This is a genomic window from Streptomyces sp. NPDC006476, assembly GCF_040612015.1.
GTDB lineage: Bacteria > Actinomycetota > Actinomycetes > Streptomycetales > Streptomycetaceae > Streptomyces > Streptomyces griseorubiginosus_B.
Genome location: NZ_JBEXPK010000042.1, coordinates 23,538 through 40,097, shown reverse-complemented (window position 1 = coordinate 40,097; position 16,560 = coordinate 23,538). Strand labels below are relative to the sequence as shown.

Below are 16,560 nucleotides of genomic sequence, written 5' to 3'. Positions count from 1 at the left end.
GTCCCTATCTACGAGCACGCCACCTTACGCGTTCGGGTTCCCTCGGTGTTTACCCGCGTAACTGAGCGCGGCCGGTGCCACACCTGAGGGCGAGCGATCGACTACCCGCGGTAACTTGCCTGCGCGGTGTACTCGTCGGCGACCGACAGCGCCACGTCCAGTGCCGCGAAGCCCTCCTTCAGTTCCGCCTCGCTGACGTTGCACGGCGGGACCACATGGGTGCGGTTCATGTTCACGAAGGGCCACAGGCCGTGCTTCTTCGCGGCGGCGGCGAAGGCGGCCATCGGCGCGTTGGCCTCGCCCGTCGCGTTGTACGGCACGAGCGGCTCGCGCGTCTCCCGGTCCTTCACCAGCTCCAGCGCCCAGAACATGCCGACCCCGCGCACCTCGCCGACACTGGGGTGCCGCTCGGCCAGCTCGCGCAGCGCGGGCGCCACGACGTCCTCGCCGAGCCGCCGCGCGTTGTCGACGACCCCTTCCTCCGCCATCACGTTGATCGTCGCGACGGCGGCGGCGCAGGCGAGCGGGTGCCCGGAGTAGGTCAGCCCGCCGGGGTAGGGCCGCCGGGCGAAGGTCTCGGCGATCGCCCCCGAGATCGCGACACCGCCGAGCGGCACATACCCGCTGTTCACGCCCTTGGCGAAGGTCATCAGGTCCGGCGTGACGCCGGACAGGCCGGCCGCGAACCACTCACCGGTGCGCCCGAAGCCGGCCATGACCTCGTCCAGGACGAAGACGATCCCGTGCCGGTCGCAGATCTCCCGCACCCCGGCGAGATACCCGGGCGGCGGAACCATGATCCCGGCCGTTCCCGGAACGGTCTCCAGGACGATCGCGGCGACCGTGCCGGGCCCCTCGAAGGCGATGGTCGTCTCCAGGTGCTCCAGCGCCCGCGCGCACTCCTGCTCCTCGGTCTCGGCATAGAAGCGGGAGCGGTAGAGGTACGGCGCCCAGAAGTGCACGACCCCGGCGGCGGCGCTGTCGGAGGCCCAACGGCGGGGATCCCCGGTGATGTTGACGGCCTGCTGGGTACCGCCGTGGTACGACCGGTACGCCGACAGGACCTTGGGGCGCCCGGTGTGCAGCCGCGCCATCCGCACCGCGTGCTCGACGGCGTCGGCACCGCCGTTGGTGAAGAAGATCTTGTCCAGGTCGCCCGGGGTCCGCTCGGCGATCAGCCGTGCCGCCTCCGAACGGGCCTCGATCGCGAAGGCCGGCGCGAAGGTGGACAGGTGTGCGGCCTGTTCCTGGATCGCGGCGACGACCTTCGGGTGCTGGTAGCCGATGTTGGTGTAGACGAGCCCGCTGCTGAAGTCGAGGTACCGCTTTCCGTCGTAGTCCCAGAAGTACGACCCCTCCGCACCGGCGACGGCGAGCGGGTCGATGAGCTCCTGCGCGGACCAGGAGTGGAAGACGTGCGCACGGTCCGCGGCCTTCACGGCGGCGCCGGCCTCGGGGTTTGGCTGAGGGGTCATGGCGGCGAGCGTAGGGGCGGGGTGGGAGGGGGCGATATCGGCGACCTGTCTGCGGTGCGGGGCTTTCCACGACAGGTTGTCGACGGTGGCGCGGCGACGGGGCCGGCGATGGGGTCCACGACGGGAATATTGACAGGATGCTGTCGAAGTGACAGCCTGTTGTCATGTGACCTCGCCCGGAGGAGACGTCATGAGCCGCAAGCCAGTGCACCTCGCCGTCTACGACACGCTCGCCGACTGGGAGACGGGACACACCACCGCGTACCTCGCCCGTGCCGGGTACGAGATCCGGACGGTGGGCCCGACGCGCGAGCCCGTCCGGTCCATCGGGGGACTGCGCGTCCAGCCGGACCTCGCGCTCGACGACGTACGACCCGAGGACAGCTCCCTGCTGATCCTCCCGGGCGCCGACGCCTGGGACGAAGGCGACGACCTCGCGCCCTTCGCCCGCAAGGCGCGGGAGTTCCTGGACACCGGGACGCCCGTCGCCGCGATCTGCGGGGCCACCGCCGGGCTCGCGCGGGAGGGGCTGCTCGACGACCGCGACCACACCAGCGCGGTGTCCTTCTACCTCGCCGCGACCGGCTACCGGGGCGGCGAGCGGTACGTCGACGCGGACGCCGTCACCGACGGACACCTGGTCACCGCCGGGCCCACCGAGCCCGTCGCCTTCGCCCGGGAGGTCTTCCGGCTGCTCGGGGTGTACGAGGGCGAGGTGCTCGACGCCTGGTACCGGCTCCACCACGACTCGGACGCGGAGGCATTCGCCGTGCTGCAGAAGGCGGCCGCGGGGTGAGCCGGGAGCGACAGGACCTGCTCAGCCGCAGCGCCCTCGGGGTCTTCCGGCTCAACGGTCAGTTCCTCGGGGTGGCCGAGGAGCTGGCCAGGCCCTCCGGCCTCACCGCGGCCTGGTGGCAGGTGCTCGGCGCGGTGCTGGGGGAGCCGCTGACGGTCGCCGGGATCGGGCGGGCGATGGGCATCACGCGGCAGAGCGTGCAGCGCATCGCCGACCTGCTGGTGGAACGCGGGCTCGCCGAGTACCGGCCCAACCCGGCCCACCGCCGTGCCAAACTCCTCGCGCCGACGGAGGAGGGGCGCGCGGCGAACCACCGGATCAACCCCGGTCACGCCGCCTTCGCCGACCGGCTCGCGGAGGCCTTCGGGGAGGCCGAACTGGCGGAGGCCGTGCAGACCCTGGAACGGCTGTCCAAGGTGCTGGACGAACTGGGACCCCCCGTTACGGAACCGTAGACACCGCTCCCGTCCTCCTCTCCCCGTGCCCGCACTATCGTGGGGCTGTCGTACAGGGGCGTATCGGGGGATTTCGGGGGGACCTGCGATGGAGAAGCTCGGGGCCGGGGATCCGCAGCGGATCGGGGCGTACCGGCTGCTGGCGCGGCTTGGGGCCGGCGGGATGGGGTTCGTGTACCTCGCCCGGTCGGACCGGGGGCGGACCGTCGCGGTCAAGCTGGTGCGGCGCGAACTGGCCGCGCAGGAGGAGTTCCGGGCGCGGTTCCGGCAGGAGGTGCAGGCCGCGCGGCAGGTCGGCGGGTACTGGACGGCACCGGTCCTGGACGCCGACACGGAGGCCGCGGTGCCGTGGGTCGCCACCGGGTACGTCGCCGGACCGACCCTGCAACAGGTCGTGGGGCACGACCACGGCGCGCTGCCGGAGCGTTCCGTGCGCATCCTGGCCGCGGGGCTCGCGCAGGCCCTCAAGGACATCCACGCCGCCGGGATCATCCACCGCGACCTCAAGCCGTCCAACGTCCTCGTCACCATCGACGGGCCCCGGGTCATCGACTTCGGCATCGCGCGGGCGCTGGAGACGGTGACGGACGGGGGACTGACGCGCACCGGCGCGCTGGTCGGCTCGCCGGGGTTCATGGCGCCGGAACAGGTGCGCGGCGACCGGATCACCCCGTCCTGCGACGTCTTCTGCCTGGGCTCCGTGCTGGCGTACGCCGCCACGGGCGCCCTCCCCTTCGGCACCGCGAACAGCGGCGTGCACGCCCTGATGTTCCGCATCGCCCAGGAGGAACCCGACCTCGAGGGCGTGCCGGAGGGGATCGCCGTCCTCGTACGCGACTGCCTGAAGAAGGACCCGGCCGCCCGCCCGACGCTGGACCAGGTCCTGGAACGCACGGGCGCCGAGGACACCGTCCAGGACGGCCGCTCCCGGGACCCGTGGCTGCCGAGCGCCCTGGTGGCCCAACTGGGGCGGCACGCCGTGCAGTTGCTGGACACCGAGGATCCGGAACGGACGGCGGGGGAGGGGATCGCCACGGGCGGAGGCTCCGGGGGCGCGGGGGCCGGAGCGTCCGGAGAGCAGGCCGGGGCGTTCGGGACGCCCGCCGGGGCCGGAGGATCGGCGGGGCCGTCGTTCGAGAAGCGCGGGGCATCGCCCGAGCATGCGGCGGCCGCCGATGACACCTCGCGGGGGCCGCACACCGGTGCGGGGGCGGGGTCCGGCGCCGGTGGCGGCGTAGGTGCCGGAGTCGGTCCGGGTGCCGATCCGGGTGCGCGGACGCCTGTCGCCCCTGCGCCTCCCGGTCAGCCGGGCGGCGGCGCGCCGTTGAATCATCTGCCGACCGTCGTCGGGGGGCAGGGCGGTGCTCAGACGCCCCCGCCGAGCCACGGCCAGACCCCGCCGCCCGGTCACCCCGCCTACGGGTACCCGCAGCAGCACCCTCAGCCGCAGCCCGGGTACGGGTACCCCCAGCAGCAGGCCGCCTACGGGTACCCCCAGGCCGGGCCCTATGGCGCCCTCGGTTCCACCCCGCCGTACGGTCCCTCCTCCTACGCCGGACCGGTCACCGCGCCGCCCGCCCCGCCCAGCAGGAACGGCCGTTCCACGGCGCTGCTGGTCGGTGTCGCCCTCGTCGTCGCGCTCGGTGCCGGCGGTTCCGTGTACGCGCTCATGAACGGCGGCGGCAGCGACCAGGGCGACGACAAGCCGAGCCCGGCCCCGACCACCAGCGCACCCCCGAGCCCCGGCCCGACCACCGGGCAGCCGTCCCCGACCACCGCCTCCCCGACGACCTCCGCGCCGACGGACGGAGCGGTCCCGGCCGGCTACCTCGGTACCTGGACCGCCACCATCACCAACAAGGACGGCGAGAACACCCGCCAACTCACCATCCGACAGGGGCAGGTGGGCGACGCCGTACTGACCCTCGTCGCGGACGGCCCCACCACCAGCGGCGACTACCACTGCGTCTTCCAGGCGCAGCTCACGACCGCCCCGAGCGGCAACGGCCCGCTGGAGATCGGCCCGTCCAACGTCACCGAGGGCGACTCGGGTTACTGCAAACCGGGCAGCGCCACCGAGATCGCCCTGCTCCCCGACGGCACCCTCCAGCGCGTCAACACCAGCAACGGCGAGAAGCTGGACTACACCCGACAGTAACCTCAAGTACCGGTGCTCTTAAGGAAGTTGAACTCGCACGGACGTACGGTGACCTCCCTGATCCGGCTCGGGGAGTTGCGGGGGCACCCAAGTGCAGTGGTTCAGCCCGGAGAACGTCGTCGCGGTCGGCACGGCCGTGCTCGGCATCGCCGCGTCCGGCGTCATGGTCTGGTACGAGCGCCGGGTGCCGCGCCGTAAGCGGATCGGCTACCGCGTCCAGATGGACAACCCCATCGGCGACGACGTACGCCTGGGCAGAGCCAACGTCAGACTCGGCCTCTTCGACGAGGCCCCCGAAATGTCCGACGCCACCCTCGTGCTGATCCGGGTCGAGAACGACGGATCCCAGGGCATCGACCGCGACGACTACACCAGCCCCGAGGTCCACGGCCTGACCGCGGTGTTCAACGACCGCACCATCCGCGGTGTCTCGGTCACCCAGCCCTCCGACACCGACCATCTGATGGACCACTTCACCCCGGCCCGGGGCTTCGGCTACGAGGGCAACACCCTGCGCATCCCGCGCGTCCCGCTCAACCGGGGCGACCACTACAAGCTGCTGGTGCTGCTCTCCGGCGGCGACGTCGGCCGCGAGATACGGCTGTTCGGCGGCATCCGGGAAGGCGAGGTGCACCCCAACCGCAGTGCCACGCCCGACGAGAAACCGCCCCTGTTCAGCCGTGCCGCCCGGCTGATCACCATCATGCTGACGGTCAGCGTCCTCACCCTCGCGGTGATCGTCGTGGCCCGCGACGGCGACCGGGTCCCCATCGGCTGCGAGAAGGGCCGCGTCACGGTCACCGGGTCGACCGCCTTCGCGCCCGTCGTACGGCAGCTGGCGAAGGACTACGAGCGCAAGTGCCCGGACTCCGTCATCACCGTGGACGCGCGCGGCAGCTCCGCGGGCGTCAACGCGCTCTCCGCGGACAGCCGTTCGGTCATCGCCTTCTCCGACGGCCCGGCAATCGGCGGGCCGGGGAAGCTGGTCGGCGAGCGCATCGCGCTGTCCGTGTTCACCCTCGTCGTCAACGACAGCGTCCGGCTGCCCGCCAAGGGCCTGTCGGTGCGGGACGTGCGCCGTATCTACCGGGGCGAGGTGACCCGCTGGAAGCAGCTCGACGCCTCGCTGCCCGACCTGCCGATCGTCCTGGTCAGCCGCAACGCCGACTCGGGAACCCGGCAGATCTTCCAGCGTCGGGTGCTCGGCACCTGGGAGCGGGTGCCCAGTACCTCGCTGGACTGCGTGCACAAGGACGACACCTCCGCGCCGGTCATGCGCTGCGAACTCGACTCCACCGAGGACGTGCTGACCACGGTGGCCCGGATCCGGGGGGCGCTCGGCTACTCCGAGTTCACCCTGGCCTCCTCCGGCCACCGCGGACTGCGCACCGTCCCGCTCGACGGCGCCGCCCCTTCCGTCGAGGACATCGAGTACGGCAGGAGCGAGTACCCCTACCGGGGCGTGGAGTACGCCTACACCTACGGCACCCCCTCCTCCGGCTCCCTGGCCGCCGCCTTCCTCGCCTACATCGGCGACACCGCCAACGAGAACGTCATCCGCGCCCACGGCCATCTGCCGTGCTCGGCGACGGTGGCCACGGGGCTGTGCTCCGGGGACTGACGGGAGACCGACGGAAGACGGACGGGAGTCCTCGTCCTGCCGTACGGCCGCGAGGTCACCTGGGCTCGGGCGGGCGCTGACGGGGCATGTTGGGGCGGGAGTTGGGTCCCGGGGGCAGGGGGAAACGGCCGTTGAGGCCGGCGCCGTCCGTGCCGCGCGCCGGGGACGCCACCGCCGACTGGATCCCCATCGGTGCCGACCCGGTCCGGAACTCCACCATCCAGTCGGCCGTCTCGGTCCGCACCAGCTCGGTCACGTCCTCCGAGAACCGCCGCAGCACCCCGAGACACCGCTCGGCGGCCTCCCCGGCCGTCCCCTCCGTCGGCCCCAGGACCTCCCGCACGCTCTCCGACGCCCAGTCGAACTGCAGCGCCTGCAGCCGCCGCTGCACGGCCTGCGCGGTGGCCACGTCCCTTATCCAGCCGGACGTCACCCCGAAGAACCGGTCCACCGCCACACACGCGACGGCCAGCAGCAGCGCCAGATACCCCCAGGCGGCCGCCCCGCCGAGCACCCCGGTCAGGTCCAGCAACGGCATCGCGGCCCCGGTGACCGCCCCTGCGGCGGCCCCGGCCCGCAGCGACCGCGCGCCCCGCCGCTTCCACACCCGGTCCGCGAGATACCAGGCCGCCGTCTCCAGCGCCCCGCGCTCCACCCACCGGTACAGCTCGTGCAGCCGCTCGGCCGGCTCGCCCCAGTCCCCGAGCGGAAAGGACCGCCCGGCCAGATCCCCCGGCCGCAGTCCGGCCGCGCCCTCGCCCCGCTCGTCCTGAGGGGGACCCTCGGGCTGCATCTCCGGCTGACCCACCCGGCACTCCCTACTGATCACGGCCGCTCACGTTGCGTGACATCGCATGCCGACGCGGACCCCTTCCTACCGCTCAGCGGGACCCTTCCTACCGCCCAATGGGTGGCGCGGGCGTGCCTTTCGCCGCTTTTCCGCCCGCAAGAGGGCCTTGATCAGGTATGGCAGTCACGGCGATCTCACTCGAAAGAGTGGCGGGGCGATGGCTGCGCGGACCACGTAGGCTCGTGCCAACGGAAACACAACGGATGAAACGACGAATCCAGGAGCTGAATCGTGATTCCCGGTGGTGGCCAGCCCAATATGCAGCAGCTGCTCCAGCAGGCCCAGAAGATGCAGCAGGACCTGCAGAAGGCGCAGGAGGAGCTGGCGCGGACGGAGGTCGACGGGCAGGCGGGCGGAGGCCTGGTCAGGGCGACCGTCACCGGCGCCGGTGAGCTGCGCGCCCTGCGGATCGACCCCAAGGCGGTGGACCCCGAGGACACCGAGACCCTCGCCGACCTGATCGTCGCGGCCGTCCAGGCGGCCAACGAGAACGCCCAGAACCTCCAGCAGCAGAAGCTCGGCCCGCTGGCCCAGGGCCTCGGCGGTGGCAGCGGCATCCCGGGCCTGCCCTTCTGAGCCGTTGTCGAGACCCGGCCCGCCTTTCTAAGAGGGGCGTCCGCCAACTACCGTACGTACGTGTAAGGAACCCCCGGGAAGGACGGCAGTCCGTGTACGAAGGCGTGGTGCAGGACCTCATCGACGAGCTGGGGCGGCTGCCCGGCGTCGGTCCCAAGAGCGCCCAGCGGATCGCCTTCCACATCCTGCAGGCGGAACCGACGGACGTACGACGCCTCGCCCAGGCCCTGATGGAGGTCAAGGCGAAGGTCCGCTTCTGTGCGACGTGCGGCAACGTCGCGCAGGAGGAGCTGTGCAACATCTGCCGTGACACCCGCCGCGACCCCTCGGTCATCTGCGTGGTGGAGGAGCCGAAGGACGTGGTGGCGATCGAGCGGACCCGGGAGTTCCGGGGCCGCTACCACGTGCTCGGCGGCGCCATCAGCCCGATCGAGGGTGTCGGCCCCGACGACCTGCGTATACGAGAACTTCTCGCGCGGTTGGCCGACGGGACGGTCACGGAACTGATCCTGGCCACGGACCCGAATCTGGAGGGCGAGGCGACGGCGACGTACCTCGCCCGGATGATCAAGCCCATGGGCCTCAAGGTCACCCGCCTGGCCAGCGGCCTCCCGGTGGGTGGCGACCTGGAATACGCGGACGAGGTGACCCTCGGCCGCGCCTTCGAGGGGAGACGACTCCTAGATGTCTGACGCCACGCTGCATGCCACGACGCGGGACCCGGACGACTTCGCGGTCCAGATCGCGGACCAGGTGGAGAGCTTCCTGGTGGCGGTGACGGAGGTCGCGAAGGGCGACGAGCCGGGCTCCGCCGTGCCCTTCCTGCTGCTGGAGGTCTCCCAGCTCCTCCTGGCCGGCGGCCGGCTCGGCGCGCACGAGGACATCGTCCCCGACGAGCGCTACGAGCCGGACACGGGCCCGGACGCCGACGTCGACGAACTGCGCGAGAACCTCGCCCGTCTGCTGGACCCGGTCGACGTCTACTCGGAGGTCTTCGACCCCTACGAGCCGCGCACGGCCCCGGTTCCGGCCCGGCTCTCCGACGACATCGCCGACGTCATCACCGACCTCCGCCACGGTATGGCCCACTACCGTGCCGGCCGGGTGACGGAGGCCCTGTGGTGGTGGCAGTTCTCCTACTTCTCCAACTGGGGCCCCACCGCCTCCGCCGCCCTGCGCGCCCTGCAGTCCGTCCTCATCCACGTCCGCCTCAACCAGCCCCTGGAGGAGCTGGACGGGCTGGACACGGACCAGAGCATGGGCGACGAGACGCTGGAGTTCGAGGCGGGCAAGGTGATGGCGCAGGAGATCGCCGGACCGCTCGGGATCAGGCGGGGTCAGTAGCCGGCCGGATCGGTACGGCCGCTCCGGCCACGCCGATCCCGGTGTCCGCTCCTTCCGGAACGGTCACGGTGATCGTGCTCGGCCGGCCCATGTCCGCGCCCTGGTGGACCGTCACGGTGGCGGGTGTCGCCACGAGGCCCAGCTCCCGCAGGTAGCCGCCGAGAGCGGCCGCCGCCGCGCCGGTCGCCGGGTCCTCGACGACCCCGCCGGGCGGGAACGGGTCGCGGGCGTGGAAGACGGTCGGGGACTCCCGCCAGACCAGGTCGACGGTGGTCCAGCCCCTGCGGTCCATGAGGGCGCCGAGCGCGTCCATGTCGTAGTCCAGGTCGGCCAGCCGCTCCCGGGTCGCGGCGGCGATCACCGGATGCCAGGCGCCCGCGAAGGCCGCGCGCGGCGGCAGCGCCGGGTCGAGATCCGTGTCGGACCAGCGCAGGGCGGCCAGCAGCTCGGCCAGGTCGGCCTCCGGGAGCGGTGCGGTGCGCGGGGGGACGCTCACCAGGGTCGCCATGAGCGTGCCGTCCGCCGTCCGCTCCGTGCTCACCGTGACCGGGCCCGCCTGGGTGCGCAGCAGCAGCCGTCCGGTGCCGTGCCGCTCCGCGTGCGCGACCGCCGTCGCGATCGTCGCGTGCCCGCAGAACGGCACCTCGGCGAGCGGGCTGAAGTAGCGGACGTCCAGGGCGCCGTCCGCCGACGGCACCACGAACGCCGTCTCCGAGTAGCCCACCTCGGCCGCCGTCGCCAGCATCGTCGCGTCGTCGGTCCCGGTGGCGTCGAGCACCACGCCCGCGGGGTTGCCTCCCGCCGGGTCGGTGCTGAAGGCCACGTAGCGCAGAATCTCCATCCACCGACCGTATCCGAACCACCACCCACCAACCGCCGTCCCAGCGCCCACCCGCCCTTCGACCGGAGAGCCCCTCACCAACAGCAGGGCCGGTTCGGGGAGTTGGCGGGTCAGCCAGGCCCCCGCCGGGACCATGCAGGCCGCCGCCACGCACAGCGGCACCATTGCGGTGGGCCGCAGCGTGAGTACGGCCCGTGAGCACGCGGGCACTCCCCGTGAATTGGACGTGTCCTGGATCTGCGTTGGACATCGCCTGCACGGGCCCTAACCAGCGAGAAGCGAGTCTTGAGTCATCCCGAACAGGCACCAGCCGCACAGGAGTTGCGATGACCCGAAAGACCCGTCTGCGCGCCGCCCTCGTCACCGCCACCGCCGTTGTCACCGCCGCCACCGTGACGGCCGGGGTCAGTGCGGCCGGAACCGAGAAGAGGGCCGGGGAGCCAGGCAAGAAGCAGATCGCCCAGCTCTTCGACCGCTGGAACGCCGCGCTGCGGACCGGCGACCCGGAGAAGGTCGCCGACCTGTACGCGAAGGACGCGGTGCTGCTGCCCACCGTCTCCAACAAGATCAGAACCAACCACGCGGAGATAGTCGACTACTTCGAGCACTTCCTGAAGAACAAGCCGGTCGGCAAGAAGGTCGAGACGATCGTCAACGTGCTCGACCGGAACTCCGCGATCGACACCGGGATCTACGAGTTCACGCTCACCGACCCGAAGACCGGCGAGAAGAGCACCGTCGAGGCCCGCTACACGTACGAGTACGAGAAGCGGGGCGGCACATGGCTCATCGTCAACCACCACTCCTCGAAGATGCCCGAAGGCTGATGACCACCCACAGCCCGCCGCCGGGCGCGTCCTTCAGGGCCACCGTGCCGCCGTCGTCGGCCACCAGCTGTTTGACGACGGAGAGGCCGAGGCCCGAGCCGGAGCGCCCGGTCAGGCCCTGACCGCGCCAGAAGCGGTCGAAGGCGCGGGACTTCTCCGCGTCCGACATGCCGGGGCCCTCGTCCAGGACGGAGAGCACCACTTCGTCGCCGCTCGGCTCCACCCGGACGGTGATCGTGCCGCCGTCCGGGGAGACCTCCAGCGCGTTGGAGAGCACGTTGTCCAGCACCTGCTCCAGATGACCGGGGCTGGCCAGCACAGACGGCCGGCCGTCGGCACTCCCCCTGAGCGCGACGGTGACTCCGCGCTCGTCGGCGGCCGGTCTCCACACCGACAGGCGTTCCTCCACGATGTCCGTCAGCGGCAGCGGTTCGGCCGCGGTCACCTTCGCCTCGGCCCGCGCCAGCACCAGCAGGCCGTTGACCAGCCGGCTCATCCGGACGACCTCGGCGGTCGCCTGCTCCACGTCCTCCCGGACGAACGCGTCGTCCACCCCGTCTGCGATGTTGTCCAGCGACAGCCGCAACGCGGTGAGCGGGGTGCGCAGTTGGTGCGAGGCGTCCGCCACGAAGATGCGCTGCGAGGCGATCAGGGTGTCCAGGCGCTCGCCCGCCTGGTTCAGCGTGCGGGCCAGGGTCTGGGTCTCCGGCGGTCCCTCCACGGGCGAGCGCGCGGTGAGGTCGCCGTCGCTGAACCTGCTCGCCATGTCGTTGAGCTGGCGCAGCGGCCGGGTGATCCGGCGGGCGACGAAGGCGCCGATCAGCGCGGCGACGCCGAGCACGGCCACCGCCAGTCCGGCCCGGAACCCCCAGATCGTCCACAGCCTGTGGGTGAGGTCGTCGGTGGAGTAGACGATGCGCACGGCACCGACGATCCGGCCCTCGTCCTTCGCGGGGACCGTGACGACCAGGGTGCGGCCCCAGATGAGGTCCGGGCCCCAGTCGGTCGTCGCGGTCCCGTGGTCCACGGCGGCGGTGAGGGCCGCGTCCTGCTTCGGCACGGGCACCCCGGCCGGGCGGCAGCGGTCGGTGGCGGTCACCTGCACCTGGTCGTGGGTCTCCTGGGCGTACGCCCCGGCCAGCTCCGCCAGCGCCTGGCAGGAGGCGGCGTTGCCGTTGCCGAGCAGCAGCGCCATGGTCGTCGCCTCGCGCTTGAGGGACGCCTCGGTGTCGTCGCGCAGCTGCGCGGTGAGCGTGAACGCCACCGGCACCGTGAACAGCAGGATGGCGACCGCGACGAGCAGGATGTAGCTCCGGATGAGCTGCCGGTTCATGAAGCCCCGTCGCCGTTGACGATCTCCAGGCGGAAGCCCACGCCCCGGACCGCCTCGATGGTGATCGCGCCCGCGAGCTTGCGCCGCAGCGCCGCCACATGCACGTCCAGCGTCTTGGTCGGCCCGAACCAGTTCGCGTCCCAGACGGCCTCCATGATCTGCTCCCGGGACATCAGCGCGCCCGGCTCCTCGGTGAGGAAGGCCAGCAGGTCGTACTCCTTGGGGGCGAGCGCCACCTCCTCGCCGTCCAGCCGGACCCGCGCCGCCTTGCGGTCGACGGTGAGCCGGGGGCCGTAGCGGTCGGGGCCGGGCGGCGGGACGGCGCGACCGGCGGGCCGGACGCGCCGCATCACCGCCCGTATCCGCGCGATGACCTCCCGCACCCCGAACGGCTTGGAGACGTAGTCGTCCGCGCCGAGCTCCAGGCCGACCACCCGGTCCGTCTCGTCGCTGCGCGCGCTGATCACGATGATCGGCACGTCACCGCGCCCGCGCAGCGCCTTGCAGACGTCCAGGCCGTCGGCGTCGGGCAGGCCGAGATCGAGGAGTACGACGTCGTAGGGGCCCTCATGGGCGAGGGCCGCGCCGCCCGTGGTGACCCACTCCACCGCGAAGCCGTAGCGGATCAGGCCGCGGCGCAGGGACTCGGCGACCGGCTCATCGTCTTCCACCAGCAGTACGCGCACGCGACGAACACTAGTGCTTGAACTTTAATTCACACCCGTCCCTTGTGACGCGCTGCACTTTTCCCCGGACGGTTCTCTGGGCATGCGCTGACCTGGGCGCGCGAATCTCACCATGCGATACCGCGGGGGCGGATTTCGGGCGCTCGTTAAACTGAGCCGACACACACGGACTGAGCGAGGAGCGCACGTGGGCCTTGTCGTGCAGAAGTACGGAGGCTCCTCCGTAGCCGATGCCGAGGGCATCAAGCGCGTCGCCAAGCGGATCGTGGAAGCGAAGAAGAACGGCAACCAGGTGGTTGTCGTCGTTTCCGCGATGGGCGACACGACGGACGAGCTGATCGATCTCGCCGAGCAGGTATCCCCGATGCCTGCCGGGCGTGAGTTCGACATGCTGCTGACCGCCGGAGAGCGTATCTCCATGGCGCTGCTGGCCATGGCGATCAAAAACCTGGGCCACGAGGCCCAGTCGTTCACCGGCAGCCAGGCCGGCGTCATCACCGACTCGGTCCACAACAAAGCCCGGATCATCGACGTGACGCCGGGGCGGATCCGGACGGCGCTGGACGAGGGCAACATCGCCATCGTCGCCGGGTTCCAGGGTGTCTCGCAGGACAAGAAGGACATCACCACGCTGGGGCGCGGTGGGTCCGACACGACCGCCGTCGCGCTGGCCGCGGCCCTCGACGCCGAGGTGTGCGAGATCTACACCGATGTCGACGGTGTGTTCACCGCCGACCCGCGGGTGGTCAAGAAGGCCAAGAAGATCGACTGGATCTCGTTCGAGGACATGCTGGAACTCGCCTCGTCCGGGTCCAAGGTGCTGCTCCACCGGTGCGTGGAGTACGCCCGCCGCTACAACATCCCGATCCATGTCCGGTCCAGCTTCAGCGGGCTGCAGGGCACCTGGGTCAGCAGTGAGCCGATTGGGGACCAGAAGGTGGAGCAGGCCATCATCTCCGGTGTCGCGCACGACACCTCCGAGGCCAAGATCACGGTCGTCGGCGTGCCGGACAAGCCGGGCGAGGCCGCCGTCATCTTCCGCGCGATCGCCGACGCCGAGATCAACATCGACATGGTCGTGCAGAACGTGTCGGCCGCGTCCACGGGACTGACCGACATCTCCTTCACCCTCCCGAAGTCCGAGGGCCGCAAGGCCATCGACGCCCTGGAGAAGGCGAAGAGCGGCATCGGCTTCGACTCGCTGCGCTACGACGACCAGATCGGCAAGATCTCCCTGGTCGGCGCGGGCATGAAGACCAACCCGGGCGTCACCGCGGCCTTCTTCGAGGCGCTGTCCGACGCGGGCGTGAACATCGAGCTGATCTCGACCTCCGAGATCCGTATCTCGGTCGTCACCCGCGCCGACGACGTCACGGAGGCGGTCCGCGCCGTCCACTCCGCCTTCGGCCTCGACTCCGACACCGCCGAGGCGGTCGTCTACGGGGGCACCGGGCGATGACGAGGCCGTGCGTGCCCGGCGTCGCGCGGCAGGCGGGAAAGTGACGGCAAGGCCTGGTCCGACGCTCGCGGTCGTGGGGGCGACCGGGGCCGTCGGTACCGTCATGCTGCAGATCCTGTCCCAGCACGCGGACATCTGGGGCGAGATCCGGCTCATCGCCTCCCCGCGCTCGGCCGGTCGCAAGCTGGCCGTGCGCGGCACGGAGACCGAGGTGGTGGCCCTGTCGGAGGAGGCCTTCGACGGGGTCGACGTCGCCATGTTCGACGTGCCCGACGAGGTCTCCGCGCACTGGGCGCCGATCGCCGCCGCCAAGGGCGCGGTCGTGGTGGACAACTCGGGCGCCTTCCGGATGGACCCGGAGGTGCCGCTGGTGGTGCCCGAGGTCAATCCGCACTGCGTCCGCCGCCGGCCGCGCGGGATCGTCGCCAACCCCAACTGCACCACGCTGTCGATGATCGTCGCGCTGGGCGCGCTGCACGCCGAGTTCGGGCTGCGCGAGCTGGTGGTCTCCTCGTACCAGGCAGTGAGCGGTGCCGGGCGGGCCGGTGTCGACACGCTCAGGCGCCAGCTCGAACTGGTCGCCGGCACCGAGCTGGGGACCAGCCCCGGTGATCTGCGCCGGGCCGTGGGCGACAACACCGGGCCGTTCCCGGAGCCGGTCGCGCTGAACGTCGTCCCGTGGGCCGGTTCGCTGCGCGAGGACGGCTGGTCCTCGGAGGAGATGAAGGTACGGGACGAGACCCGCAAGATCCTCGGGCTGCCCGATCTCCCGGTCGCCGTCACCTGCGTCCGGGTGCCGGTCGTCACCACGCACTCCCTGACCGTCCACGCCCGCTTCCAGGGCGAGGTCAGTGTGGACGGGGCCCGCGAGATCCTCGCCACCGCGCCCGGGGTGGTCCTGTTCGACAACCCGGCCGCCGGTGAGTTCCCCACCCCCGCCGACGTGGTGGGCACCGACCCGACCTGGGTGGGCCGGGTGCGGCGCGCGCTCGACGACCCCACGGCGCTCGAACTCTTCGTCTGCGGCGACAACCTGCGCAAGGGCGCGGCCCTCAACACCGCCCAGATCGCCGAGCTGCTGGCGGCGGAGCTGGCCTGACAGCTGGGGCGCCGGCCACCGGGCCACTTCGGGGTCAGTTTGTATGATCTATAAACGAAGTGTGAGCCGGTCGATGGTCCGGACCACTTGCTGTGGACCCGCTTGGCGTCCGAAGATTTTTCTCCCCGCTCTCCGCAACCGCGCGAAGGGCGGGGAGCGTCTTTGCGAACGCCCTTCAGGGGGTCGGCGGGGATGCGGCCCGAGGCGTGGGGACGTCTCGGTCATTCAGGACACAGGGGAAGAGCGGGTACGCATGAGGGCGTTTGGCGCACGGTCAGTTGTACCGCCTGAAGCGAGACGGCCGATTGCGGCACATGACGCGAAAGTGACGCCCGGCACGTACAACCCTCCCGGGGGGAAGCGTGTCCAACTGGCGTGGCTCAGGTTCTCGACTTCTCCGCTGCGACCCGCAGCCGACCCCGGATGCCCGGCGCGCCCGGCGGCATGCCGGTGATCGCGCCCATGCCCGCGGCGCGGCCCACCCGCATACCGAACCAGCGCGACGGCGTCGAGGACGTGACGGCCGCCGGGACCACCGTCGACCACCTCACCGAGACCTACCGCGCGCACTACCGCTCGCTGCTGGGCCTCGCCGCCCTCCTGCTCGACGACACCGCCTCCTGCGAGGACGTCGTCCAGGAAGCCTTCATCCGCGTGCACTCCGCGCGCAAACGCGTCCGCGACCCCGAGAAGACGCTCGCCTATCTGCGGCAGACGGTCGTCAACCTCTCCCGCTCCGCCCTGCGCCGCCGCATCCTGGGCCTCAAGCTGCTGTCCAAGCCGATGCCGGACATGGCGAGCGCCGAGGAGGGCGCGTACGACCAGCTGGAGCGCGACTCCCTGATCAAGGCGATGAAGGGGTTGCAGCGCCGCCAGCGCGAGGTCCTGGTGCTGCGCTACTTCGCGGACATGACCGAGGCGCAGGTCGCCGAGACGCTCGGCATCTCGCTGGGCTCGGTCAAGGCGTACGGCTCCCGGGGCATCGCGGCTCTCCGCCTCGCGATGGAGGCGCCGGCATGAGCAAGGACGGCGAGTCCCAT

At 71.5% G+C, this 16,560-nt stretch carries 16 protein-coding genes; 11 read left to right on the top strand and 5 right to left on the bottom strand.

The annotated features are described in order from the left end of the window. Positions 1–101: 101 nt before the first annotated feature. Complete coding sequence (locus ABZZ74_RS35630) at positions 102–1,475, bottom strand: aspartate aminotransferase family protein (RefSeq protein WP_356772155.1); 1,374 nt, start codon at positions 1,473–1,475, stop codon at positions 102–104. Between the two features lie 190 nt (positions 1,476–1,665). On the opposite strand from ABZZ74_RS35630, the gene ABZZ74_RS35625 reads away from it, so the two are divergent. From ABZZ74_RS35625 to ABZZ74_RS35610, 4 genes are all read left to right on the top strand, one after another. Continuing rightward, the gene (locus tag ABZZ74_RS35625) at positions 1,666–2,271 is read left to right on the top strand and encodes a type 1 glutamine amidotransferase family protein (RefSeq protein ID WP_356772153.1); all 606 of its coding nucleotides are present in this window, start codon (positions 1,666–1,668) and stop codon (positions 2,269–2,271) included. After that, positions 2,268–2,726: a helix-turn-helix domain-containing protein gene (locus tag ABZZ74_RS35620; protein ID WP_356772151.1), complete on the top strand. Its 459-nt coding sequence runs from the start codon at positions 2,268–2,270 to the stop codon at positions 2,724–2,726. Before ABZZ74_RS35625 ends, ABZZ74_RS35620 begins: the two co-directional genes overlap by 4 nt. Before the next feature lie 88 nt (positions 2,727–2,814). Then, the gene (locus tag ABZZ74_RS35615; protein ID WP_356772149.1) at positions 2,815–4,884 is read left to right on the top strand and encodes a protein kinase; all 2,070 of its coding nucleotides are present in this window, start codon (positions 2,815–2,817) and stop codon (positions 4,882–4,884) included. A gap of 91 nt (positions 4,885–4,975) precedes the next feature. Then, the gene (locus ABZZ74_RS35610) at positions 4,976–6,505 is read left to right on the top strand and encodes a substrate-binding domain-containing protein (protein WP_356772147.1); all 1,530 of its coding nucleotides are present in this window, start codon (positions 4,976–4,978) and stop codon (positions 6,503–6,505) included. Positions 6,506–6,560: 55 nt separating this feature from the next. Here ABZZ74_RS35610 and ABZZ74_RS35605 read toward each other — a convergent pair whose 3' ends face one another. Further along, positions 6,561–7,313 (bottom strand): SLATT domain-containing protein, encoded by a 753-nt coding sequence (locus ABZZ74_RS35605; protein ID WP_356772145.1) that lies wholly within the window; start codon positions 7,311–7,313, stop codon positions 6,561–6,563. A 273-nt stretch (positions 7,314–7,586) separates the two neighbouring features. Here ABZZ74_RS35605 and ABZZ74_RS35600 point away from each other — a divergent pair, with 273 nt between their 5' ends. From ABZZ74_RS35600 to ABZZ74_RS35590, 3 genes are all read left to right on the top strand, one after another. Continuing rightward, positions 7,587–7,931 (top strand): YbaB/EbfC family nucleoid-associated protein, encoded by a 345-nt coding sequence (locus ABZZ74_RS35600; protein WP_356772143.1) that lies wholly within the window; start codon positions 7,587–7,589, stop codon positions 7,929–7,931. Between the two features lie 92 nt (positions 7,932–8,023). After that, positions 8,024–8,623 carry a recombination mediator RecR gene (recR, locus tag ABZZ74_RS35595; RefSeq protein ID WP_055536881.1) on the top strand — a complete coding sequence of 200 codons (600 nt, stop codon included), beginning with the start codon at positions 8,024–8,026 and terminating at the stop codon, positions 8,621–8,623. Then, a complete protein-coding gene (locus tag ABZZ74_RS35590; RefSeq protein ID WP_356772141.1) occupies positions 8,616–9,275 on the top strand; it encodes a DUF5063 domain-containing protein in 660 nt (219 codons plus the stop codon). The genes recR and ABZZ74_RS35590 overlap by 8 nt, the downstream gene beginning before the upstream one ends. Here ABZZ74_RS35590 and ABZZ74_RS35585 read toward each other — a convergent pair. Next, entirely contained in the window at positions 9,259–10,116 is an 858-nt protein-coding gene (locus ABZZ74_RS35585; RefSeq protein WP_356772139.1) for a PhzF family phenazine biosynthesis isomerase, read from the bottom strand. The genes ABZZ74_RS35590 and ABZZ74_RS35585 overlap by 17 nt on opposite strands. A gap of 326 nt (positions 10,117–10,442) precedes the next feature. Between ABZZ74_RS35585 and ABZZ74_RS35580 the strand changes: the two genes are divergently transcribed. Further along, on the top strand, positions 10,443–10,943 hold the full coding sequence (locus ABZZ74_RS35580) for an SgcJ/EcaC family oxidoreductase (protein ID WP_356772137.1): 501 nt from the start codon (positions 10,443–10,445) through the stop codon (positions 10,941–10,943). Here the strand turns inward: ABZZ74_RS35580 and ABZZ74_RS35575 are convergent. Beyond that, positions 10,909–12,276 (bottom strand): ATP-binding protein, encoded by a 1,368-nt coding sequence (locus ABZZ74_RS35575; protein ID WP_356772135.1) that lies wholly within the window; start codon positions 12,274–12,276, stop codon positions 10,909–10,911. The two genes, ABZZ74_RS35580 and ABZZ74_RS35575, sit on opposite strands and share 35 nt — an antisense overlap. After that, entirely contained in the window at positions 12,273–12,962 is a 690-nt protein-coding gene (locus ABZZ74_RS35570) for a response regulator transcription factor (RefSeq protein ID WP_356772133.1), read from the bottom strand. The genes ABZZ74_RS35575 and ABZZ74_RS35570 overlap by 4 nt, the downstream gene beginning before the upstream one ends. 187 nt (positions 12,963–13,149) lie before the next feature. Between ABZZ74_RS35570 and ABZZ74_RS35565 the strand changes: the two genes are divergently transcribed. The 3 genes from ABZZ74_RS35565 to ABZZ74_RS35555 all read left to right on the top strand — a co-directional run bounded on the left by ABZZ74_RS35565 (position 13,150) and on the right by ABZZ74_RS35555 (position 16,540). Further along, positions 13,150–14,421, top strand: coding sequence for an aspartate kinase (locus ABZZ74_RS35565; RefSeq protein ID WP_356772131.1), 1,272 nt, complete (start codon positions 13,150–13,152; stop codon positions 14,419–14,421). 40 nt (positions 14,422–14,461) lie between these two features. Then, on the top strand, positions 14,462–15,520 hold the full coding sequence (locus ABZZ74_RS35560) for an aspartate-semialdehyde dehydrogenase (RefSeq protein ID WP_356772129.1): 1,059 nt from the start codon (positions 14,462–14,464) through the stop codon (positions 15,518–15,520). 444 nt (positions 15,521–15,964) lie between these two features. Next, the gene (locus tag ABZZ74_RS35555; RefSeq protein ID WP_133044365.1) at positions 15,965–16,540 is read left to right on the top strand and encodes a SigE family RNA polymerase sigma factor; all 576 of its coding nucleotides are present in this window, start codon (positions 15,965–15,967) and stop codon (positions 16,538–16,540) included. Positions 16,541–16,560 lie beyond the last annotated feature (20 nt).